Below are 23574 nucleotides of genomic sequence, written 5' to 3' on the forward strand. Positions count from 1 at the left end.
GGAAATAGTATATTCGTCTTTAAATGAAAAGGATCAACTCGTATTTGCTCATTTTTTTGGGCATCGGTATATTATTTTCTAACTCAAACCGGGTATTTGCTCAAAAACAATATCCTGTCATATTTAAGGAACAGCATCGTATCCTTAAAAAATTAAAACGCAAGGAAAAATTAGTAGGACTGGCATTACAAATTAGTATTGCAGATTCGCTGGTTTATCAGGATTATTTAGGATATGCAAATAAAGCTGAAAAACAAAAAGTAGATTCTACTACCGTGTTTAGATTGGCTAGCATTTCTAAGGCCATTACAGCTGCAACTCTTGCTGTATTAGTTAATGAGGGGATCATGGAGCTTGACAAATCAGTGCATGAATATATCCCCTACTTTCCTAAAAAAAATTATCCTATTTTAATTAGACAATTAGCTTTTCATACAGGTGGCATTCGATCATACCGAGGAAATGAATTTATGCTCAATGAATCCCGCTCCATAAGGGAAGGAATTAATTTGTTTATAAACGATTCATTGGAATATCAACCCGGCACAAAGTTCCTTTACAGTACATTTGGTTTTAACTTGATATCACTGGCGATACAGGAAGAGACCAAAACTCCGTTTGAGGAAATCGTTCAACAAAAACTTATAAAACCTTTAGCGCTAGAACATGTTTACCATAATATAAGTGATATTCCTAACGCAAACCTTACTTCTTTTTATCAAAAAACAAAATCCAAAAAAGTTCGTGAGGCTAAACCCGTTGAAAACTTTTACAAGCTGGGTGGTGGTGGTTTCTACGCTAACGTAAGTGACATACTTTCTTTTGGCAACTCCTGGCGAAATAATAGTATTGTTCTAAACCCAATTAAAAAGCAATTTGTTTCAAAACAACGAATTGATGATAAAGCTATTTCTTACGGACTTGGATGGGAGATTGGTACAGATCAGTTCAATAGACCATACTATGGTCACAGCGGCGGTGGTGTAGGTGCCTCTACATATTTACTAATATACCCTAATGAGGAACTTGTCATTTCTTTTCTAGCGAATACGAATTGTAATTCTCTTATTACACGAGAATACCTGGCCCTTATTGTTCAATCCATTGTGTCAAATCGTGATATTTAATGCAACCTAAACGTCTAATCTTTATTGATCTCACCAGAGCATTCGCGATCTTGATGATGTTGCAAGGACATTTTGTTGATACGCTAATGTCCACTGCCTATAGGGACGAGACCAACGGGATATTTTTGATTTGGAAATACATACGAGGTATTACGGCACCTACCTTTTTTACCATTTCTGGAGTGGTGTTTATGTATCTGTTATTACGTGCAAAAGAAAATAAAACTTTATCCAAGCGATTTAAAAAAGGTATTCAGCGTGGATTTCTACTTATCCTGCTGGGATATTTACTTAAGGTTCAGTTATTTTCATGGATATGGGGAGATATAAATCTTGATTTATTCTTAAAGGTTGATGTCCTGCACTGTATAGGATTATCGATTTTATGTTTACTTTTTTTATTTTGGTGCTTCAATAGAGTACCTTATTTATTTTCGGGATTGTTGCTGTTCTTAGGAACGGTACTATTTTTATATGAACCGGCATATAGAAATTTAGATATTCCCAGTTATATTCCGCTAGCTATTGCAAATTACGTTACAAAAGCACAGGGTTCTGTTTTTACTATTATTCCGTGGATTGGTTATGTCTTTTACGGTGCGTTAATAGGGCTTCTGTTTTACTATTTTAATACAAAAAAATATTTGAAGGTTGTAGCTCTTAGCCTTTTTGGAGTTTTGGGCGCCACTCTGTTATGGTACTCTTCAGCTATATTGATGAAATTACATTACGCTACGGGTGTTCAAATTTTTAGCGATTCTGCCAATTTTAACTACCTCTTTACACGACTGGGTAATGTCTTATTGATTATGGCCATTTTATATGTAGCAGAAAATTATCTCAATAAACCATGGATCACTTCTATTGGTCAAAAAACCCTTTCCATCTATATGATCCATTATATCGTATTATACGGCGGAATATTTCAAATAGGATTGTCTAATTACTTTTCGAAAGAACTTACAGGAACTCAAGCCATTTTTGGAGCTATTTTATTTTTATTTTTTATTACCGTGATCGCGTTAAATAGGGTGAGAACAAACGAATGGATTTATAAAGGTGCCCGAAAAATCTTAAACTATTCAAAAGACTAGGCGATCATAGGTTCCTCGTCAACTGACCAGCTGTACACTAGCGAAGCGTCGCCGGTAAAATCTTTTATTCGGTCAATTTCAGTTTGGTCTTCAAACTCTGGTCCAAAACGTTCGAACGCACTTAAAAACCCAAAGTCACGGTCTGGCAGTTCACTTAAAATTTGACCGATGAGCGGCACTGCTTTTTTGGCAATCACCAACCAGGGAACACTGGCTGTTCCAACAATATCAGTGACAATATCAAAGGCCTGTTTTCCCATTCCATTTTGAATATCTTTAAGCACTTCCCCTAAGTTTCGGGAAGATCTGCGGGTATGCCGCAAATGAATATGTACATTCAATTCTCTGTTTCTTGGGATTTCTTGACTTAACACAAATAATCCCTCTGACCCCACTTCATCAGTATCAAACATAAACGAATTATCGTGTCGTTTACTTAGTTTAAAAGGCTCAGAAGGCAATGCAGTAACAATCATCTTGTTTTTATCATCTGGATGGCTGGCTGCAATTACAAAATATAATTTCCATCGTTTTTTGGGGCGGTGGATCATTACTTCATCTATTTCTAAGCGTACGCGGGTCATGGCTTTTACGTTAAGAGTTATTAGGTTATGTGTTATAAAATCGATTTACTAAAAATGCAGTAGTGCAGCTTTAAAAGATTTTTTCACTTCATTCAGAATAGTTTTGTCATTCAACTAATTCATTCGCCTTTAATTCCTCCATGCTTACATAGTCCAGCGCCTTAGCATTGGTGCGTTCTAATATAACCGGCGGAGCTTTATCTGCCTTGAGTGCCTCTCTCCATCGCAGTGCGCATAAGCACCATTTGTCGCCGGGTTTCAATCCGGGAAAATTATAGGCAGGGATTGGCGTAGAGAGATCATTCCCTTTTGATTTGGTAAAACGTAAAAACTCTTCGGTCATTTGTGCACACACTACATGAGTTCCTTGATCTTCAGATCCTGTTTTACAGCTTCCGTCTCTGTAAAATCCCGTCATGGGGTCTATGCAGCAAGTTTTTAGTTCGCTTCCCAATACATTTTGGGGGTTCTCTTCGGCCTTATGTTTCATAGCTATCATACTCATTAAAAAAGCACTCATGCCTAGCGCCACCATCATGTACAATACTCTAAGAGGTGATTTCATGCTTTATTTTCTATTAAAGATACTGAAGAATGAATCTGGCAGGTGGTAATAAAATGCTAATTTTGAAGAAAGGTAAAGGCTATGTTTTCTTCTTCTACCGGAAAAACTTTAATAGGAATTGGACTTTTAGTTGTGCTCATTGGATTGATCAGCTTAGTCGCAGAGCGTTTTGGTTTGAGTTTGTTTAAACTCCCCGGTGATATTATCATAAAACGTGAAAGCGGAAGCATTTACTTCCTCATTGTTTCCTGTGTAGTACTTAGTGTGCTCATTTCAAAGATTCTTTATTTGCTCAACTACCTGAAATAACAAATCCCACCTAAGCGGGATTTATACTTTTGATAAGCTTAGGAATTACTCCTGCTTATGGATCTCCACCTGATGGGGATAAGGAATCTCAATGCCTTTTGCATCAAAGGTCTTCTTCACCTGTTCTGTAAGGTCAAAGTTTAAGGGCCAGTAATTGTCTCTAAAGGTCCACATCCTCACCCCAAAGTTTACAGAGCTTGATGCTAATTCTTTGACCAAAATCTGCGGAGCCGGATCAGCGAGAATACGTTCATCTGCCTGAATAATATCTTGTAACGTGGCTCTAACCTCATCAATTTTTTCACCGTAACCCACTCCAACGACTAATTCTAGTCGCAGGTTTTCTTCAGCAGAATAGTTGATGATATTGCCATTAGCCAGTTGACCATTGGGTACTATCGCCAGTCTATTCTCAAACGTATTTAGCTTGGTGGTAAAAATTTCGATTTCCTTTACTGTTCCCTTTACACCTTGAGCTTCAATGAAATCTCCGATCTTATACGGTTTAAATACCATGATCAAGACTCCGCCGGCAAAATTAGACAGTGAACCTTGTAAGGCTAATCCAATGGCTAAACCGGCAGCAGCGATAACGGCAGCTAAGCTGGTTGTTTCAATTCCTAAGGTAGAAACTACCGTAACAATTAGAAATATCTTTAGTGCCCAAGAAGCCAGATTATGTAGGAATTTTCTTAGCGATAGGTCATATTCTCGCTTTTCCATGACCCGATCAATCACCCTAAGTACTTTCTTGATCAAATACCAACCAATGATGAGTATAACCAAAGCTGCCAATACTTTAGGAGTATAATAAGCAATTAGTTTAATTCCCTCGTCTATCCACAACTGTGCATTATCCATGTCTTGTCAATTTTTAATTATACGGTTTGATCTACAGTATCGGTCACTACATAATAGCGCGGGTCATCAATAGAGGTTTCTATCACCTGCTCAAATCCCGGATTAGCTTTTAACAGCAATTCTTTACACTCTGGACTGAGATGCGTAAGCTTTACTTTCTTTCCTAAATCAAGATACTTATTTGCTATCCCACGTAGCGCTTCAATTCCTGAATGGTCGCTCACCTTAGACTCAATAAAGTCTATTTCAACGTGATCAGGGTCTGTTTTAGGATCAAATTTATTATTAAAAGCTTGTACAGAACCAAAAAATAGTGGCCCCCATATTTCATACACTTTGGTACCATCTGGTTTTACGTGTTTTCTAGCTCTAATTCGGGTGGCATTTTCCCAGGCAAAAACCAATGCAGACATAATCACTCCCGCAATAACAGCAATCGCTAAATCTTGCCAAACCGTAATCGCAGAAACTGCGATCAACACAAACGCATCAGATAGCGGTATTTTATGAAGTATTCTAAAACTACTCCAGGCAAAGGTGCCAATAACCACCATAAACATTACGCCTACCAGCGCGGCTATAGGGATTTGTTCTATAAGCGGTGCTCCAAACAATACAAAGCAAAGCAAGGAAACTGCCGCCACAGCTCCGGAAAGTCGACCACGACCTCCTGCATTTACATTGATAATGGATTGACCGATCATGGCACAACCACCCATCCCACCGAAAAGACCGTTAAGCATATTGGCGCTACCTTGCGCAATACACTCCCTATTACCGCTACCCCGGGTTTCTGTCATTTCGTCAATAAGATTTAAGGTCATTAAAGACTCAATTAAACCCACTGCTGCCAATAAAAATGCTGTTGAAATGATCAGATCCCAATGCCCGTTGAGGGTATCAAACAGCGTAAAGATTTGTGCCTGAAAGCTAGGTAAATAACCTTGAAGCCCTTCCCCTCCTCCATCTCGGATAAAAGATCCTACCGTACTTACATCTAAATCTCCAAAAATGGTGATACACGCAACGACAATTATAGCTGTTAATGCTGCCGGAATCTTCTTAGTAAGTTTTGGTAATAAAAACATGATCGCCATGGTGAGCAATACTAAGCCCAGCATAATGTATAACGCAGAACCTGAAAGCCATTGCGTCTCGCCATTTATTGTTTTCTTAAAAAGACCAAGTTGAGATAAAAAGATCACGATGGCTAAACCGTTCACAAATCCCATCATCACAGGATGTGGTATAAGCCGTACAAACTTTCCTAATTTGAGTACTCCCGCAGAAATTTGAATCACACCTACAAATAGCAGGGTGATAAATAACCATTGTAAACCAAGATTTTCTATAGGCGTTGCTAAGGCAAGACCGGCTTCATTACCTTTTTGGATCATATGCACCATTACTACCGCCATAGCACCGGTCGCTCCAGATATCATCCCGGGTCGACCTCCAAATAAGGCTGTCACGATCCCCATCATAAAAGCACCATAAAGACCTACTAATGGATCAATCCCCGCAACAAAGGCAAACGCCACAGCCTCTGGCACTAAAGCCAGAGCCACAGTCAATCCGGATAGGATATCGTCTTTAGGATTAAAGGTAAAATTTCTAAATATGCGTTCGATCATGAGAGCCTTCCTTAAAAAGTGCGCAAAGATAAGGTAATCAACCGATTTAGATTGATTAAGCCCTAATCCTTTTTTCATTAACATTACTTTAACACTAAAACGAAAACCACTGCTTAAAAGCACGCGTAAGTATGAGCGAACAATAAATTAATAATAATGAAAAAAACAAACCTCTTTTTAATCGCGGCTTTCCTGTTAGGAACTGCTGCCTTTATCGCCGCCGATCACTTGGATGCTCCAACAGTTGGCGGAACAACAGCAGACATTACAGATTTCTTTGCATTTGAAGGAGCAGACTCAAATAACACTGTTTTTGTAGCTAATGTGCAAAGTACCCTGGCTCCAACAGGAGAAGATCCAGACTTTGATGAAAACGTCTTGGTAGAAATCAACATTGATAACAATGGAGATTTAGTAGAAGATTTAGTCATCCAAGCTATTCCAAGAAACGGAAAAATGTACTTCTTTGGACCTTACGCACCGGGCTCAACAGGCCTCAATAGCACTATCGACGCTAATACAACTTTACAAGGTGAAGTAATGATTAGTGGTAATGGGAATGCGACCGTAGAAACCATGAACGGACTTTCTTATTTCGCAGGTCTGCGAGAAGATCCTTTCTTTTTTGATTTTGGAACCTTTAACGCAGTCATTGGCGGAGATGCCGATGCATCTGGACCAAATGGTGGCTTCAAGACAGAAGATAAAGCCGTAGATACATTTGATGGTACAAACGTTTTATCTATCGTGGTAGAAGTTCCTAATGCCTTATTAGGCGGAACATTTGCACATCCTGCCGGTACCGGAGTACAGGTATTTAATACGTGGGTAGAAGCTAAAAGAAAGCAGTAAAACTAATTTAAAAAACAAGAACAATGAAAAATATATTATATACCTACGTGCTTATTGCAGCTGCTGCGCTCACCCTTACCAGTTGTGGTAATGATGATGATGTAATGATGGAAGAGCCTATGGCAGAACTTGATTTTTCCGGAACCTTTTCGCAAGAAGATCAAATGGGAAGACCAGGAATCAACACCGTATTAAGCGGAACAAGTGCAGACAAAGATTTATTTAACCTCACTATTCCATCTGAACAAACGGCAATTTTCCAACCTAAATTTTTGGATCGCGCTGTGGCATTGCATGCAGCCTTTGGAGTCGAGTATGAAACAAATATTTTAAATCTTGATGCTACAACCTTGACCACTATTTTGGCAACAGATGTGTTGCAAGTGGCTCCCGATGGACCAACCACATACTTTGGTGGACTTTCTCCTGAAACAATTTTGACCGGAAGGAAGTTAACCGATGACGTAATTGATGTCTCTCTTATCTTACTTTTTGGAGGTGAAACAGGAGATCGCTTTAACGGCCAAGACACTGATAATGACGGTGAGCCAAATTTACCCATTTTAGTTACCGATAATGTAAATGCATCTGGTGAAACACCGCTTTCAAGCTTTCCATACCTAGAGAATCCGCACAACTAATAACGTGCATTCAAAATAGAACCAATAGTCCTGCTATGTGGTTAAGAAATGAGGGCATGACAAAAGCCCCCCGTTGTGTCCTCTTTCTTTTATAAACAAACAAACACCAAACTCATGAAAACGCTATATATCACAACCGTATTAAGTTTGATGCTCCTTAGCTGTGATCAACAAAGTATTACAGATGCATCAGACTATAATAGCTATCTCATCTCAACCAAAACAGATCAACTCGATGCTGTTTACAAAAAAAATGATTTTTGGAATTCCCGTATTACTACCGACAGTACACAAATCGTAGCACTAGCAGCAGCCGGTAATTCCTACACCAACTTATTCAATAGAACGGGTGACATTAATGCCTTAAAAAAGGCAGAAAAAGCATTAAAAAAAGCGGCAGATAAGGCTGCCATTTCTAAAGATAGTTATTTGCTTGCCTTAGCCCAAAACTACATTACCCAACACCAATTTAAAAAGGCACATCAAACACTTTTAAATGCACAAGAAATTGGAGGTAAACGTAAAGCGACGGCTATGCTTTTATTCGACGTCTCCATGGAGTTGGGCTTGGTTGAAAAAGCAGAACAATACCTCGACCAAATTGAAAATTATGGTGATTTTGATTACCTCATACGATTAGCCAAATGGAGTGATCATCAAGGCAATCTAGCTGCAACCATTAGCTATATGGAACGAGCAAAGTTATATGCTGAAGCTTCAAAGAAACAAGACTTACTAATTTGGACATACACCAATCTTGGTGACTACTACAGCCATGATGGTCAACTTGATCGCGCCTATGATTACTTTTTAAGGACCTTAGCGCTGGATGATCAAAATACCTACGCAAAAAAGCGCATTGCTTGGATTACCTATTCACACGAACATAACCCCAGTGAAGCCCAACGTATCCTGGCCTCAATCAAAAATCAAAGTCCTGATCTGTTGTTATTTCGTGCTGATCTAGCTGAGTCGTTAAGCGCTTCCGCGGAAGCCAAGCAACTGCGAAAAGAATTTGTTACTACTGTAGACAAACCTGAATACGGATCTATGTATGATGCCTATTTAGCAAATCTGTATGCCGAAAATTTTAAAGATTATGACACTGCCTTGCATTATGCCGAAAAAGATGTAGCGGCACGACCTACAGCTGAAACGTACGGACTCTTGGCTCATATTTATCACCTTAAAGGAGATACTAAAAAAGCCTTGAAGATTGCCGAAGCACACGTAAAAGACAAAACCGAAGAGCCACTCGCAGCATACTATTTAGCACAAATTTACATTGCCAGCGGGAATGTAGACCAGGCACAATCTTATAAAGATGATCTATTGGCAAGTAGTTTTGAATTAGGACCTGCCATGGCTAGAAATATTAAAAAATTATATCTATAATATGTTCAAGAATTTAATTACATATCTCTTTCTGTTCACCTGCTTTATGGTAGCTGCACAAGAAGAAAAACTTATGGGAGTAATTACTGATAATCAAGGAAATTCTGTAGCCGAAGCTCATGTATACGCCTTGAATCAACAGACCTCAACCAAAACGAACTTTAAGGGAGAATTTAGCATTAAAGTTGAATCAACAGATACATTGTACGTACAATCAGAGCGTTTTACAGATGCTAAAATAGTGGTTAATCCATCAAAGAAAGTTTCCATTACGCTTCTTCAAAAAAATTACACGTTAGATGAAGTTATTCTGACCCAAAAAGAGAATCCCTTAGAGGTGATCTCTGGATACGACGTAGCGATCAATCCTGTAAAATCTTCGCAAGAAGTATTGCGTCTTGTTCCGGGGTTATTTATTGCTCAACACGCCGGTGGTGGAAAAGCCGAACAGATTTTCTTACGTGGCTTTGATATTGATCACGGGACTGATATTGCACTAGATGTGGATGGCATTCCGGTAAATATGGTTTCTCATGCGCACGGTCAAGGATATTCAGACCTGCATTTTGTCATACCGGAAACCATTCAGAATATAGACTTTGGTAAAGGACCACATAAGGCAGACCGAGGTAATTTTGCTACTGCGGGATATGCTTCTATGAATACCATAGACCAAGTATATACCAACACCTTCAAACAAGAAATTGGAGAGTTCAACACCTTTAGAACCCTAGGTCTTTTTGGAATTAATGGTGAAAAAAGTGAAAGTCATACGGTTCTATCAGCCGAATATTTGAGCAGTAACGGTGCGTTTGAGTCTCCTCAAAACTTTAATCGGGTGAATGTGTTTGGTAAATTTACCATCCCGCTTTCGGCTAGTGATCAACTTACCTTAACCTCTTCTTATTTTAGCAGTGAATGGGATGCATCAGGACAAATCCCGGTGAGAGCAGTTCAAGACGGAACTATTTCACGCTTTGGAGCAATTGATGATACAGAGGGTGGTGAAACCAGTCGTTTTAATACATCCATACAGTACCGCACATTCTTGGCAGATGATAGTATGTTGAAAGCCTCAGCGTATTACTCGGCATACGAGTTTGGTCTGTATTCAAATTTTACTTTCTTTCTCAATAATCCCGAGGTTGGTGATCAAATCTTTCAGCAGGAAAACAGAAACTTATTCGGTGGTAAATTAAGTTGGCAAAAGGACCTCTTAATTCTAGATGTAGATGCCGAATTTACAGCTGGCATCGGAGTTCGTTCAGACTATGTGGAGGATTCAGAACTTTCTGAAACCATCAATAGAACGACAATTAACCTGCGACGAAGCTTGGGTGATATTCGTGAAACCAATTCATTTAGTTATGTAAAGCTGGCGTATAAGCCAAGTAAATTTACCATTACGCCAAGTTTGCGTCTGGATTATTTCTCTAACACGTATACAAATGCATTAGAGGATAACATCACTGCTACTCAGCAAAAAGCCATGCTCAATCCTAAGCTTTCTATAGGATATGCTGCGAACCCACAAACCGATCTGTTCTTAAAAGCCGGAACGGGTTTTCACAGCAATGATACGAGAGTCGTTGTGGCTCAAAGTGGACAAACTATTTTACCCAGAGCCTACGGAGTTGATGCCGGATTAAACCTTAAACCTACACCTAAACTGTTCATCAATTCAACGCTTTGGTATTTAGGGTTAGATCAAGAATTTGTATACGTAGGCGATGAGGGTGTTGTAGAACCCAGCGGAAGAACCCGCCGTTTTGGTGCAGATTTAACCACACGCTATCAACTTAGTGAAGTGCTTTTTTTAGATAGTGACTTTACTTACAGCCACGCACGAAGCCTAGAGGCAGAAGATGGTGAGGATTATATCCCATTAGCTCCTCAATTCGCTGCCAGTGGAGGATTGACGCTCAAAGCATTTAAGAATTTTTCAGGCAGTATTAGAAGCAGATTACTTACCGATCGCCCGGCAGATGAGTCTAATACGATCAAAGCCGATGGCTATTTTATCACAGACTTTACCGCGAATTATACCTGGAAGAGATTTGAACTGGGAGTAATTGTAGAGAATATTTTTGATAGAGAATGGAATGAAGCGCAATTTTTAACCAATTCACGATTACAAAACGAAGCTGTGGCAGTAGAAGAAATTCATTTTACGCCCGGTAACCCAATTAACGTTAGAACACGACTTACCTATACGTTTTAAGTAGCGTTTGAATTAGCCTTTTAACCCTTTTATGGTTGAGTTTGTTTGTTTGAAGAACCTGTCTAGGATGAGATATCCAGATGGGTTCTTTTTTGTTTAAAGGATAAGATAAACCAAGATATACCAGGTGTTCTAAATTTCTTAATTATTTCTTATTTACTATAATTTTATGCTATTATCTCAGTAGCTATACTGCAGGGTCTTATTTTGACCTTGCAGGTATTTTAGCGATAGATTCTTTTGCTTTAAGGATTTAGTAATGATCAAAATTATTTAAGAAATAACCAGATAATTTTCATCCGTTTCTTCCCGCTCAATTGTCTAAAGAGTATAACCACTAAAATTATACTCGATATGAAAAACAAAATGCAACAAATAAGAATTGAGGACTACGGTTCGCCCGAAGTCCTGAAAATCGTTGAGACAGAAATCCCTTCCCCAAATGCTGGTGAGGTCTTAGTCAAGGTAAAGACCATCGGTGTCAACTATTCCGATATCCTTCGCAGAGAGAACACCTATTTTCAGGAGACACCGCTTCCTTATGTTCTGGGCACCGAAGCCGTTGGCGAAATCGTGGCCGTAGGCGAGGGCGTGACCGTTCCCTATGTCGATGGTACAACAGTTTTGGCAATTTTGCCCTATTCCGGTGGCTATTCCGAATATGTTACCGCCGTTGCCCAATATTGCGTTCCATTACCGCCTGAAATAGATATCGAAAAAGCTACCGCGATTTTTGTTCAAGGAACGACTGCACAACTGATGATTTCGCAAGTGGCAAAAGATTTAAAAGACAGGACGGTTCTCGTCAACGCTTCGGCAGGTGGTGTTGGGTCGCTCTTAGTGCAATTGGCAAAATTGAAAGGTGCGACCGTTATAGGCGCAGGAAGTTCCGATGCCAAGCTGGAAACCTCAAAGAATTTGGGCGCCGATTTAACGGTCAACTATTCAAAATCTGACTGGTCAAAAAAAGTGAAGGAAATGACCGATGGACAAGGTGTGGACCTAGTTTTCGAGATGGTCGGTGGTGACGTGTATAACCAAAGCTTGAAAAGTTTGAAACCAGGTGGACATATCATCGTTTTTGGCTGTGCAGGTGGTGTCCAGGGAACCATTCATCCAGAATTTTTTGTCGATGAGAACATCACGCAATCGGGCTTTAATTTGGCTTATTTCATTAACAATAAAATGGAACTCTGGCAACAAGCCTTGGAAACGGTAATCGGTCTTTTAATGCAAGGTAAATTGCAGGTAAATATTACCCGTTACGCTTTCGCGAAAGCAAAACAAGCGCACATCGATATTGAGAACAGAAAAACAACGGGTAAAGTAATCTTAACCACAAACAACTAAATATTATGAAACGAATACTCTTAATATGCACCTTGGCAATCTTTAGTGTTGCCAGTGCACAGAACACTTCCAAAGAAGGAAAAAAAGTCTTGGAAAACCTTAGCGGTACGTATGTAGACCCACAAGGTGTGGATTGGGGTCAGGGAACGTTCGGGAAGCGTGAATTTACCTTTGATGACGGCAAATGGTCGTTAACGTTTACGTTGGCCTTCGACCCACAGATGAAGAATCCCATTTTTAATTTCAGGACAGTGGGTACATATACTGTACTGGACAAATCAAAATTCGTTGAAGGCGCCTATAATGCCTTGTTCATAGAAGATAAAAAGTTCGTGACCCTTAAAACCGATATTCCGGATGTTACTCAAGGCTTTGGTTTTTCCAATTGTGATTTGACCAAGGATGTCGAGAAGGATATTTCAAAAAGCGGTTGCTCGTTGTGGAAATCAGTTGCCGAGTGCTCAGAAGACCACGACTTGTTAAAATTAGACGATGAGGGCAAACTATATTTTGGTGTACGCCCGCCTGACAATGATATGTGTACAGCAGATAAGCGCCCTACAGCGTTAACGTCGGCAGTTGTTAAACTTTAGTATTTTTAGATGATGAAAAATCCTAAAGAAGATTTACTATTGGATGCGTTGAATGGCAACATCAACGCATTTCAATCCTTGTTTGCAGAATTCCAGCCTCAGCTCAAATCGTATCTCTATCGCTTGTTAGCGAACAGGAACGATGCTGAGGATATTACGCACGACACCTTTATCAAGACCTATGATAAATTGAAGACTTTTAAAAGTCAAGCATCGTTAAAAACTTGGGTATTTCAAATTGCTACCAGTATTGCCTACAATTACTTAAAACGAAGGCAACGGTGGGTTCCCAATGTTTCTGAAAAAGCGAAAAGTCTGGTTCAAAATAATGAAGAGCTTGCAGGTAAGATTGTCAAAGTTGCGCAGACTTCCGAGTATGGCAAATACGAAATCAAGGAACATATCGATACCTGTTTTACGTGTATTGCGAAGAATCTGCCCATCGAAAACCAGATTGCTTTAATTCTAAAAGATATTTACGACTTTTCGATCAAGGATATTTGCCTCATACTCGAAAAAAGCGAAGGAATTGTAAAATATCTGCTACAGAACGCAAGAGGTTCTATGACGGATATTTTTGATAATCGATGCGCACTAGTCAATAAAAAAGGGGCTTGTAACCAATGCTCAGAACTTAACGGTTGGTTCAACCCAAAACAAAATCAACAACAAGAACTTTTGAAATTAGACTTAGTCAAGAAGTCTAAAAAATATAATCGAGAAGAACTATTCAAACTTCGTACAAATTTGGTCAAAGCTATTGACCCACTTAAGTCAGATGGTCATGAATTGCAGAATATCCTTCTAAAGTGCAACCAGATGGCGATGGGTGAAATTGATATTAATAATTCAATCATCTGAATTGAACTTAGATTCTCTCTTACGGAGCTAAAATTAAATTCATCATCATAGATCTTTCGCGTTAGGGATAGCAATGAAAATCCCGCATTCCCAACATGTTGGGAAGCGGAATTGCAATGAATAGCCCGACCTCAACCCAGTTGAGGGAACGCCCAAATTATACTGCGCCTAGCGTATATAACTGCTCCATAGTTGGGGCATCGCTACCGCCGGCGGGTTCAAGCGTGATTCCAAAGGCTTCTGAAGTATTTGCATTTGGTAGAATAAATACCTTATTATCATCACTGGCAAAGTCATCTAATAATCCAATGCTGGTTGGGGTAAGTGGTTCCAGTTTAAGCGACCAAACTTGATATACCTTGCCCGGTGGTGGCTCTGGCAGTCCGCTGGCATCAATGTACACCTTATTTTCTTTTTTATCCCAATGCACCGTAGCGACAGAAGTTGGCGATACGGCTTGCCCGGCCAATTTAACTTTCACCGTTTCTTCACGGCGAATCGCATTCGTATAAATTTTTAATTCTTCTAGCTGCTTTGCTGCCACTTGAATACTGTCTTGCAGGCGCTCCTTTTCATCCAACTGATCAGAGAGTTGAGATTCTAACGCTTGGTTCTCTTGATAGATAAAGAAAAGACCTACTAGTGCCAAGATGGCCGCCGCCCAACCAATAAATGCGGTCGTTTTTGTACTAGAACTTGTAGCCGAAGGCAGCGCGACAACCTTAGTCTCTCTTAATAGTTTTTGAATAGCAGAAAAAGATTCTTGATTAACACCGGGTGAAGCAGCTGCGCTCAATTGCAACAAGGCAGCCTCAATTTCTTCTACTTCTTGTTGAAGCTCTGGATGCTGGTTCACTAAAGCAGTGACCTCAACCTCTTCTTGTGGGCTAAGAGCACCGGCAACATAAAGCTCCAGTATTCCAGATGATATGTATTCTTCAATATTGATCATGTCAAATTTAATGCTGCCCTAAGTTCTTTGATGCAATTTCTATTTCTAGTCTTAACCGTGCCCAATGGCATAGTAAGGGCTTCAGCAGTTTCTTTATGGGTATAGCCCTTAAAAAATATAAGTTCTATAATCTCTTTACAGACCGGTTTTAATTTGCCGATGTATTTTTTGATCCCAATCGCATCTACTTTGGCAACAAATGAATCTTTTGCTTCTAGGATATCTACGAAAAAGGAAGCCTGATGGTTTTGTTTTTTATTCTTATATGCTTTTGAACGCGTTTTATCAATGGCCGCGTTGCGTGCAATATTGAGTATCCAAGTGAAAAATCTACCTTTTGAGGCATCGTAGCTAGTGGCATTGTTCCAAACCTTAATGAAGACATCCTGCATGACTTCTTCTGCTAGTTCTGCATCACGTACAATAGTTTGAATGATCCCCAATACATTTTCTGAATACATTTCATAGATACGCCGAAATGCTTTTTCGTTTTTATCCTGGAGCTGAGTAATGAGTAAGTCTGGTTGCATGAATGGCTTTATACCTCTAAAATAGTTGTTTAAATATTCTTATAGCTAGAGATATGTTACTTTTTTTACCTAATCACAAGCTCTGATTTGATATGAGTGAGATCATAATCTTTTAGTTGCAAGATATCTAACAGAATTTGCACACTCTCCTTACCTATACGATCGCCATGCTGATCAATCGTGGATAGCTGCGGAGTCATATTTTCGGCTAGTTTTTGACTTGCGTAACCTATAACATCAATGTCTCTATTACGCTCAATCCCTAGCGTTTTACACGCCTGTACAGCAGCAATTGAAGATTCCTCGTCTAACGCTATAATACCGTCTACCTTGTTTTCTTTGAGTAAGGCCAGTGTTTGAGCAGACACATTTTCTTTAGTTGATTCAAGTATTAAATCATGCGCGATGGCTTTTTCGTGTGTGTTATGAGCCTTTACAAAACCAGCTTTGCGCTCTTTACCAACATTTAAGTTATGGATCGTTGATATCAATGCAAAAGTACTCCGGCCCTTATCCATAAGATACTCCACCGCATTTTCTACGGCGATAGCATCATTAGTTTTGATGTTTACAAAATCATTTAAGTTTTCTTCAATTCGATCAAAAAATACAATGGGTTTAGAAGGGCTAAAATGATCAAAGGCTTGTTGTTTTTGCGTTTCCTCTGCCATGGCAATAATTAAGCCATCTACCAAACCGTGGCTGAGTGTTTCTACCAACTGGGCCTCTTTGGCAGAAGACTCATTAGTAAGATTAATCATTAAGTGATATTGCGTTTCTCGCAGCGCCTCCTCTATGCCATTAAGAACATCATTAAAAAAGAAATTTTGTAAACTAGGTATGATCAGCGCTATGATATTAGTCTTACCAGATTTAAGATTTTGGGCAATGCGATTAGGTTGATAATTGTAAAAATGCGCCACCTCTTTAACACGTGCACGGGTTGCATCGCTAATTTCTGGACTATCGTTAAGGGCTTTACTTATGGTAGAAACAGAGACATTTAAAATTCCTGCCAACTGTTTTAAGGTCATCGTTGGTTTAGGCATGAGCGGTTGTTAGGTTGTTTAAATATACATTGAAATACTAAGCCTAGCCTATTTAAAGACAAACAAAATACATCGATTAATTGTACATCGTATCTTTTTACTATAAAATAGCTCTTTATATTGCAGCAGAAAATGAGTTCTTATAAAAACATTAAGACTGAATTAATGCATAATTTTTAATGTCGAAACAAAAAATCGGGCTGTTTCTTGGTCCATCACTTTTTATATTGATTAGGCTCTTCTTTTATCCGGAAGGTTTAGAACATAGTGCCAATGCTATTTTGGCTTCTACGGCATGGATTGCGGTATGGTGGATTACTGAGGCAGTTCAAATCGCTGTTACCGCATTATTACCCATTATCTTATTTCCGCTAACCGGTGGTTTGTCGCTTAGCGAAACCACAGCCTCTTATGGTCATAAGTATATATTTTTATTCATTGGTGGATTTATTTTAGCGATCGCGATTGAGAAATGGAATTTACATAAGCGTATTGCTTTAACGATCATTAAGCTGGTAGGTACTAATATCAACAGGATCATTCTTGGTTTCATGGTTGCAACTGCTTTTCTCTCTATGTGGATTTCTAATACCGCGACAGCCGTAATGATATTGCCGGTAGGGATTGCTATTGTTTTACAACTTAAAGACAACCCGTTAACGGTAGAGAATGAGCACCAAACATTTGGAAAAGCACTAATGCTGGCTATCGCCTACAGTGCCAGTATTGGTGGCATGGCAACATTAATTGGAACTCCGCCAAATTTAGTTCTTGCCGGAGTTGTTGAACGTACCTATGACACTGAAATCACATTTGGACAATGGTTCATGTTTGGCTTTCCATTAAGTATTATTTTACTCTTCATTTCATGGGGTTATCTCACGAGATTTGCATTTACATTCAAGCAGAAAACATTTCCCGGTGGGCGTGCAGAAATAGTAAATCAACTCCAAAAATTGGGTAAGGTTTCATACGAAGAAAAGCTCATTCTCATCGTTTTTTGTTTAACCGCCATTGCATGGATATGCCGTTCATTTCTTTTAGTAAAAGTTTTACCCGCTATTGATGATACCATCATCGCTATCATTGCTTCTGTGCTTTTATTTATACTACCTTCAAAACAAGAAGGTCGACTGATCGTATGGGAAGATGCAGTTAAACTCCCCTGGGGGATTCTTATACTTTTTGGTGGGGGTATGGCATTAGCATCGGGGTTTGATTCAAGTGGACTGGCCGTTTGGATCGGGAGTCAGTTAACCTCTTTTGTTGGAATATCACTCCTGTTGCTCTTGTTGATTATCATCACAGCGGTAAATTTTCTCACAGAAATCACGTCAAACCTTGCCACGACCGCGATGTTACTACCTATTTTGGTTCCTGTTGCTGTGGTACTAGAAGTTCATCCGTATATATTGTTAGTAAGCGCCACCGTAGCGGCTTCATGTGCATTTATGCTTCCGGTTGCCACGCCGCCAAATGCCGTAGTCTTTGGATCCGGCTATCTTAACATGAGTGATATGGTAAAAAAGGGAATCTGGATGAACATGATTTCTATCCTTATACTAACTGCATTTGTTTATTTTATTTTGCCCTTGCTCTGGGATATTCAATGATACCTTAAAATTTATCTGGAGATCTTACATTAATAGAGTAGATTCTAAAAATTACTACTTTATTTATACTTAGTCTAAACTCAAATTATTGAATTTCACATATTTATAACGCAATATGTTGACAATAGACTTTATCTTCAAATAAAATATAGAACTTATGGCAATTCGATTAGGAAATAGTTGTGCAAACTGTGAAAATTATAAAGTTAATGGTATCTGTAGTGTTCACGGTGTAAAGGTAAATGCGGAGTATACCTGTGACACTTTCAGTATGAAAGCTGCACTGAAGAATGACCCAAGCTGTGTTACGTGTGCTAAATATGAAGAATCTGAATGCGCAAATCCAAAAAAAGCAGCCCCCGGTATGCTCTGCTCTCACTGGGCACCGCTAAATGCTACGGCATAGTTACGACAGAAAGATATCGTTCATAGCACGTCTCAAAACACCGTACGTTTCTCTCTTACAGTGCCTGCACTTGTCAAATGCAATTTGATCATAAAATTCCCCATCACAACACTGAGATTAAGTCCCTCTCCTTTTTTTGTCTCCGACGAGTGACTTAGGAACGAGAGGAAGACATCGGGGCTGGGGTAAGGATGTAAGATTACCTGCGCTTATTCTTCGCGCATACCTACGAAGCTATGCATTCCTCTCACGCATTTCATACGTTCGTCGGATGCAATTTGATCATAAAATACCCTAACAAAAATACTTGAGCAAGCACCATCATTTTAGAAATTTATGTCTTTAGAAACGGGATTACCTGCGGTGATCCCTACAACGCTGTGCATTCCTCTCTTGCAGTTCCTTCAATCGTTGGATGCATTATGACAATAAAATACCCTAGCAAAAATACTTGAGCAAGCACCATCAGTTTAGAAATTTATGTCTTTAAAAACGGGATTACCTGCGGTGATCCCTACAACGCTGTGCATTCCTCTCTTGCAGTTCCTTCAATCGTTGGATGCATTATGACAATAAAATACCCTAGCAAAAATACTTGAGCAAGCACCATCCGTTTAGAAATTTATGTCTTTAAAAACGGGATTACCTGCGGTGATCCCTACAACGCCGTGCATTCCTCTCACGCAGAATCTGCGTTCGTCGGATGCAATATGATAATAAAATCCGGGAATGTAAATATCTAAGTTCACTTAAGTATTTACATTCCCGGCTTTTATTCATTCGTGACCACGGAGGGATTCAAACCCCCGACCGCTGGAGCCGAAATCCAGTGCTCTATTCAGCTGAGCTACGTGGCCGTTAATTCCTGCGAAAGCAGAAATCTTATTTCTTTAAAACTTTCATTATTAGATTCACATTTCGACTCCGCTCAATGTGACAGCATTACATATCATTTTATTAAAAGCGTGTTTCAATCTCAACCCTTAATGTGACAGCGCAAGTAGGTAATTCAATTAATTAGCCAATTTACGCTTTACAATTTTAGAGATTGCACCTCCATCTGCCTTGCCAGAAAGTTGTTTAGAGGCCATACCCATCACTTTGCCCATATCCTGCATGCCTGAAGCTCCTGTTGTCTCAATCACATTATCTACTACGCGTTCAATTTCTTCTTCACTGGCTTGCTCTGGTAAAAATTGCTCAATGACACCTGCCTGTTCAAACTCTGGCTGCATTAAATCTTCACGACCTTGTTCCTGATAGATACGCGCAGACTCCTTGCGTTGCTTTACCAATTTTTGAAGGAGTTTTATTTCATCATCTGCCGATAATTCACTTGCCGTAGAAGAAGTTTTAGCCAGTAAAAGTTCAGATTTAATCGCTCTTAATGAAGCCAATTGAACTTGATCTTTTGCCTTCATCGCCTCCTTCATGGCGCCCGTAATTTTTACTTCTAAACTCATGTTCACATTTTAGACCGCGAAGATAAAAAAAGAGAAACACTTTTGTGCTCCTCTTTTCATACTTCTCCCCAAAAGGTGGCAACTAGTCCACATTATCATGTAAAAAAGAATTGTTACTTCTAAAATCCTCTCCGTTTTCATCAGTGTTTAACGTGATACGAGAAAGGTTACCATCTTCAGAAGATTGTGTATTCTCTAAATCAACTCCGGCTCTTTTGTACGCAGGTTGTTTCTCTATATCATCAATCTGCGCATTGGCGTTTCTAAACTTATAATTAAACTCCTTCATTTTAGCTCTTCGCTCTGCAGCACGTCGCACTAACTCCTCTGACAAAGGTTGATTAAAGGGGTCTTGCTGATCCTCTTCTACCTCTGTCTCCATAGGCAAGGTTTTGGTTTGCATGTTAAGTGTTGCATCCTCTTCATTTACGACCGATGGCTTTGAAGGCATGTCCTCTTCCAAACTGTAGCGTACGATACGCTCTGAATGATTCTTAATGGTAGGCTTAACCTCCATTGCGTCTTTTACCTCAATTTCTCTGGTATCATCCTCTAAAGTAAACACAACACGCTCCTCTTCTTCTTGAACTTCGGGTTGAGCAGAGGAATATTCTTTAGTTTCCTGCTGCACAACTGTATTAGACTGCTCTATCTCCACAGGGAAATCAAAGGAAAATGCCGCTTGTTGTTCTTCAATTTCTGCTTGACTGGCAGTGACTTCTTCAGCTTCATGCACCTCTATGTTACTAATAATATCTGTGCGTTCTGTGATGGTGAATTCTTCTTCGGCTTTAGCCAAGACTTCTTCATACACCACATCCATATTTTTAAGCAATAATGATGTAGGTACAAGATCCATCTCTACCTTTTCAACGTCCATCATCTTTTCCTCAATAGGCTCAGGATCCTCTTCTAAAACGTGCACGATCTTTTCTTCTACCTGTAAGGGTTGATGTGCCGGTGTGGTCGTTGCCTGCGGAGTTAAATCATGTTCTGCGCGCTGCTCATCTTCTAGGGTATGGATAATTTTCTTAGGATCTGTATTGACCATCATGTTTTGTGCTTCGGCATCAAAACCAGTGGCAATTACAGTAACCGAAATTGATCCTTCCAATTCAGCATCCTCACCAACACCCATGATGATATTCGCACTGTGACCGGCTTCTGCCTGAATATGGTCATTTACCTCTCCTATTTCGTCTAAGGTGATTTCTTCCGACCCCGAAACGATTAACAATAGCACGTTCTTGGCACCAGAGATTTTATTATCGTTTAATAGCGGTGAATCCAAAGCTTTTGTAATTGCTTCTACCGCACGATTCGATCCTGAAGCTGTTGCAGAACCCATAATCGCTGTACCGCTATTGCTCAACACCGTTTTGGCATCTCTAAGGTCAATATTTTGGGTATAGTGATGCGTGATTACCTCTGCGATCCCTTTTGAGGCCGTAGCCAACACCTCATCTGCTTTAGAAAATCCGGCTTTAAAACCTAAATTTCCATAGACCTCACGCAATTTATTATTATTAATGACAATGAGTGAATCCACATTTTGACGCAGCTTTTCTACACCCAATTGCGCCTGCTCATTTCGCATTTTTCCTTCAAACTGAAATGGCACAGTGACTATTCCAACCGTAAGGATATCCAATTCTTTAGAAAGCTTCGCTATGATTGGTGCAGCACCTGTACCCGTACCACCGCCCATACCGGCAGTGATAAATACCATCTTGGTATTAATACTGAGCATGTTCTTAATTTCCTCAAAGCTTTCGATCGCAGACTCCTCACCTACTTGTGGATTGGCGCCTGCACCTAAACCTTCTGTCAGGGCAACACCCAGCTGAATCTTATTAGGAACCGGACTGTTTTGAAGCGCTTGTGCATCTGTATTACACACTACAAAGTCAACCCCATTAATTCCTTGCTGAAACATGTAGTTAATGGCATTACTACCTCCACCACCTACACCAATGACCTTGATGACATTAGATTTATTTTTAGGTAAATCAAAGGCTATGTTATCTATCTCTCCGCTGCTCATACGTTTTATTTAATATTGTGTTGTGCTACTTTTACTACTTTCGGTCTACGACGAATTACATTTCTGTGAAAGCCTGTTTTAGCCTTCGGCTTATTCGGCATTATCTAAAAAGTCTTTAAACTTATCGCTCCACTTTTCAAAAATGCTTTTACGTTCCTTTTGACGATTTTCTTCTACGCTGTTCATCAATTCTTCAGCTTCGTCTTGCTCCTGTTCTTCGACCTGATCTGTCTGAGGTAATTCTTCATCCTCCTCTGGCGTTTCTGTCTTAGATTCAATACTTTTCATCACCAAACCAACGGCAGTAGCATATAACGGACTGGTTAATTCGCCATCACTATCACCTGCCAAATGCTCATTGGGATATCCAATGCGCGTATCCATGCCCGTGATGTATTCTACCAATTGCTTAAGGTGTTTTAACTGTGCACCACCACCCGTTAATACAATGCCGGCAATCAGTTTTTTCTTTTGCTCTTCATGCCCGTAATTTTTGATCTCTAAGTACGCCTGTTCTACAATTTCTACGACGCGCGCATGAATGATCTTAGATAAGTTTTTCAGGCTAATCTCTTTGGGTTCACGCCCTCTTAGTCCTGGGATAGAGACAATTTCGTTCTCCTTATTCTCTCCCGGCCAAGCTGATCCAAATTTGGTTTTAAGCAATTCTGCCTGTTTTTCAATGATGGAGCAGCCTTCCTTAATATCCTCGGTGATTACATTACCTCCAAACGGGATTACTGCGGTATGCCGAATGATGCCATCTTTAAAAATGGCTAAATCGGTCGTTCCACCTCCTATATCAATTAATGCTACACCGGCTTCTTTCTCCTCCTGGCTTAATACCGCTTCCGCGGAAGCGAGGGGTTCCAGCGTTACGGCTGAAAGGTTGAGTCCTGCACTCTTAACGCAACGACCAATGTTTCTAATGGAAGTAACCTGTCCTACTACGACGTGAAAATTGGCTTCTAATCGCCCACCGTACATCCCGATAGGTTGCATTACCTCTGCCTGGCCATCGACTTTATATTCTTGCGGAAGCACATGAATGATTTCTTCGCCAGGCAACATGACCAGTTTATGTACCTGGTTGCATAAGCGATCAATATCATCATGGTTAATGACTTCATCTGAGTTAGGTCGTGTAATGTAATCGCTATGCTGAAGACTACGTATGTGCTGCCCAGCAATACCCACGGTAACCTGATCAATCTCTAAACCAGAATTGGCCTCTGCCTCTTGAACAGCTTGTTGGATAGATTGAATGGTTTGGGTAATGTTATTGACCACACCACGGTGAACACCAAGGCTTTTGGATTTTCCTATCCCAAGAATTTCCATCTTTCCATACTCATTGTTCTTGCCTATCATGGCCACAATTTTTGTGGTTCCAATGTCTAGTCCTACCGAAATTTCCTGATCTGCCATGG

General features: G+C 39.8%; 22 protein-coding genes and 1 tRNA gene. 12 read left to right on the forward strand and 11 right to left on the reverse strand.

Translation table 11 applies throughout. The annotated features are described in order from the left end of the window. The first annotated feature begins 23 nt into the window (after positions 1–23). Both ABD000_RS12295 and ABD000_RS12300 read left to right on the forward strand, forming a co-directional pair. Positions 24–1127, forward strand: coding sequence for a serine hydrolase domain-containing protein (locus ABD000_RS12295; RefSeq protein ID WP_343768026.1), 1104 nt, complete (start codon positions 24–26; stop codon positions 1125–1127). Next, positions 1127–2221 carry a heparan-alpha-glucosaminide N-acetyltransferase domain-containing protein gene (locus ABD000_RS12300; RefSeq protein WP_343768028.1) on the forward strand — a complete coding sequence of 365 codons (1095 nt, stop codon included), beginning with the start codon at positions 1127–1129 and terminating at the stop codon, positions 2219–2221. The genes ABD000_RS12295 and ABD000_RS12300 overlap by 1 nt, the downstream gene beginning before the upstream one ends. On the opposite strand, the gene ABD000_RS12305 is transcribed toward ABD000_RS12300, so the two are convergent. Both ABD000_RS12305 and ABD000_RS12310 read right to left on the reverse strand, forming a co-directional pair. Continuing rightward, positions 2218–2805 carry a hypothetical protein gene (locus tag ABD000_RS12305; RefSeq protein ID WP_343768030.1) on the reverse strand — a complete coding sequence of 196 codons (588 nt, stop codon included), beginning with the start codon at positions 2803–2805 and terminating at the stop codon, positions 2218–2220. The two genes, ABD000_RS12300 and ABD000_RS12305, sit on opposite strands and share 4 nt — an antisense overlap. A gap of 106 nt (positions 2806–2911) precedes the next feature. Then, on the reverse strand, positions 2912–3370 hold the full coding sequence (locus ABD000_RS12310; protein ID WP_425545364.1) for a DUF2237 family protein: 459 nt from the start codon (positions 3368–3370) through the stop codon (positions 2912–2914). 81 nt (positions 3371–3451) lie between these two features. On the opposite strand from ABD000_RS12310, the gene ABD000_RS12315 reads away from it, so the two are divergent. Then, entirely contained in the window at positions 3452–3679 is a 228-nt protein-coding gene (locus ABD000_RS12315; protein WP_343768032.1) for a DUF2905 domain-containing protein, read from the forward strand. Positions 3680–3724: 45 nt separating this feature from the next. On the opposite strand, the gene ABD000_RS12320 is transcribed toward ABD000_RS12315, so the two are convergent. Beyond that, positions 3725–4540 (reverse strand): mechanosensitive ion channel family protein, encoded by an 816-nt coding sequence (locus ABD000_RS12320; protein ID WP_343768034.1) that lies wholly within the window; start codon positions 4538–4540, stop codon positions 3725–3727. Positions 4541–4557: 17 nt separating this feature from the next. Next, a complete protein-coding gene (locus ABD000_RS12325; protein WP_343768890.1) occupies positions 4558–6174 on the reverse strand; it encodes a SulP family inorganic anion transporter in 1617 nt (538 codons plus the stop codon). A 156-nt stretch (positions 6175–6330) separates the two neighbouring features. On the opposite strand from ABD000_RS12325, the gene ABD000_RS12330 reads away from it, so the two are divergent. From ABD000_RS12330 to ABD000_RS12360, 7 genes are all read left to right on the forward strand, one after another. After that, complete coding sequence (locus tag ABD000_RS12330; protein WP_343768036.1) at positions 6331–7026, forward strand: DUF4331 family protein; 696 nt, start codon at positions 6331–6333, stop codon at positions 7024–7026. A 23-nt stretch (positions 7027–7049) separates the two neighbouring features. Further along, the gene (locus ABD000_RS12335) at positions 7050–7667 is read left to right on the forward strand and encodes a DUF4331 family protein (RefSeq protein WP_343768044.1); all 618 of its coding nucleotides are present in this window, start codon (positions 7050–7052) and stop codon (positions 7665–7667) included. 114 nt (positions 7668–7781) lie between these two features. Then, positions 7782–9062, forward strand: coding sequence for a tetratricopeptide repeat protein (locus ABD000_RS12340; RefSeq protein WP_343768046.1), 1281 nt, complete (start codon positions 7782–7784; stop codon positions 9060–9062). 1 nt (position 9063) lies between these two features. Then, positions 9064–11283 carry a TonB-dependent receptor gene (locus ABD000_RS12345; RefSeq protein WP_343768052.1) on the forward strand — a complete coding sequence of 740 codons (2220 nt, stop codon included), beginning with the start codon at positions 9064–9066 and terminating at the stop codon, positions 11281–11283. A 354-nt stretch (positions 11284–11637) separates the two neighbouring features. Then, a complete protein-coding gene (locus tag ABD000_RS12350; RefSeq protein WP_343768058.1) occupies positions 11638–12633 on the forward strand; it encodes a quinone oxidoreductase family protein in 996 nt (331 codons plus the stop codon). A gap of 5 nt (positions 12634–12638) precedes the next feature. Next, on the forward strand, positions 12639–13226 hold the full coding sequence (locus ABD000_RS12355; protein ID WP_343768061.1) for a hypothetical protein: 588 nt from the start codon (positions 12639–12641) through the stop codon (positions 13224–13226). A gap of 12 nt (positions 13227–13238) precedes the next feature. After that, positions 13239–14087, forward strand: coding sequence for an RNA polymerase sigma factor (locus tag ABD000_RS12360; RefSeq protein ID WP_343768063.1), 849 nt, complete (start codon positions 13239–13241; stop codon positions 14085–14087). 157 nt (positions 14088–14244) lie between these two features. On the opposite strand, the gene ABD000_RS12365 is transcribed toward ABD000_RS12360, so the two are convergent. The 3 genes from ABD000_RS12365 to ABD000_RS12375 all read right to left on the reverse strand — a co-directional run bounded on the left by ABD000_RS12365 (position 14245) and on the right by ABD000_RS12375 (position 16618). Next, the gene (locus ABD000_RS12365; RefSeq protein WP_343768066.1) at positions 14245–15039 is read right to left on the reverse strand and encodes an anti-sigma factor; all 795 of its coding nucleotides are present in this window, start codon (positions 15037–15039) and stop codon (positions 14245–14247) included. Continuing rightward, entirely contained in the window at positions 15036–15569 is a 534-nt protein-coding gene (locus ABD000_RS12370) for an RNA polymerase sigma factor (RefSeq protein WP_343768069.1), read from the reverse strand. Before ABD000_RS12370 ends, ABD000_RS12365 begins: the two co-directional genes overlap by 4 nt. Before the next feature lie 65 nt (positions 15570–15634). Further along, the gene (locus ABD000_RS12375) at positions 15635–16618 is read right to left on the reverse strand and encodes a LacI family DNA-binding transcriptional regulator (RefSeq protein WP_343768072.1); all 984 of its coding nucleotides are present in this window, start codon (positions 16616–16618) and stop codon (positions 15635–15637) included. A 179-nt stretch (positions 16619–16797) separates the two neighbouring features. On the opposite strand from ABD000_RS12375, the gene ABD000_RS12380 reads away from it, so the two are divergent. Next, positions 16798–18231 (forward strand): SLC13 family permease, encoded by a 1434-nt coding sequence (locus tag ABD000_RS12380; RefSeq protein ID WP_343768074.1) that lies wholly within the window; start codon positions 16798–16800, stop codon positions 18229–18231. A 157-nt stretch (positions 18232–18388) separates the two neighbouring features. Continuing rightward, positions 18389–18637, forward strand: coding sequence for a hypothetical protein (locus ABD000_RS12385; protein WP_343768077.1), 249 nt, complete (start codon positions 18389–18391; stop codon positions 18635–18637). Positions 18638–19420: 783 nt separating this feature from the next. On the opposite strand, the gene ABD000_RS12390 is transcribed toward ABD000_RS12385, so the two are convergent. The 4 genes from ABD000_RS12390 to ftsA form a co-directional block, all read right to left on the reverse strand. Continuing rightward, positions 19421–19494, reverse strand: a tRNA-Arg gene (locus tag ABD000_RS12390). Positions 19495–19650: 156 nt separating this feature from the next. After that, positions 19651–20100, reverse strand: coding sequence for a GatB/YqeY domain-containing protein (locus tag ABD000_RS12395; RefSeq protein WP_343768079.1), 450 nt, complete (start codon positions 20098–20100; stop codon positions 19651–19653). 82 nt (positions 20101–20182) lie between these two features. After that, entirely contained in the window at positions 20183–22144 is a 1962-nt protein-coding gene (ftsZ, locus tag ABD000_RS12400; protein WP_343768081.1) for a cell division protein FtsZ, read from the reverse strand. A 90-nt stretch (positions 22145–22234) separates the two neighbouring features. After that, complete coding sequence (gene ftsA / locus ABD000_RS12405; protein WP_343768083.1) at positions 22235–23572, reverse strand: cell division protein FtsA; 1338 nt, start codon at positions 23570–23572, stop codon at positions 22235–22237. Positions 23573–23574: the final 2 nt, after the last annotated feature.

It is taken from the genome of Gangjinia marincola, assembly GCF_039523415.1.
Taxonomy (GTDB): Bacteria; Bacteroidota; Bacteroidia; order Flavobacteriales; family Flavobacteriaceae; genus Gangjinia; species Gangjinia marincola.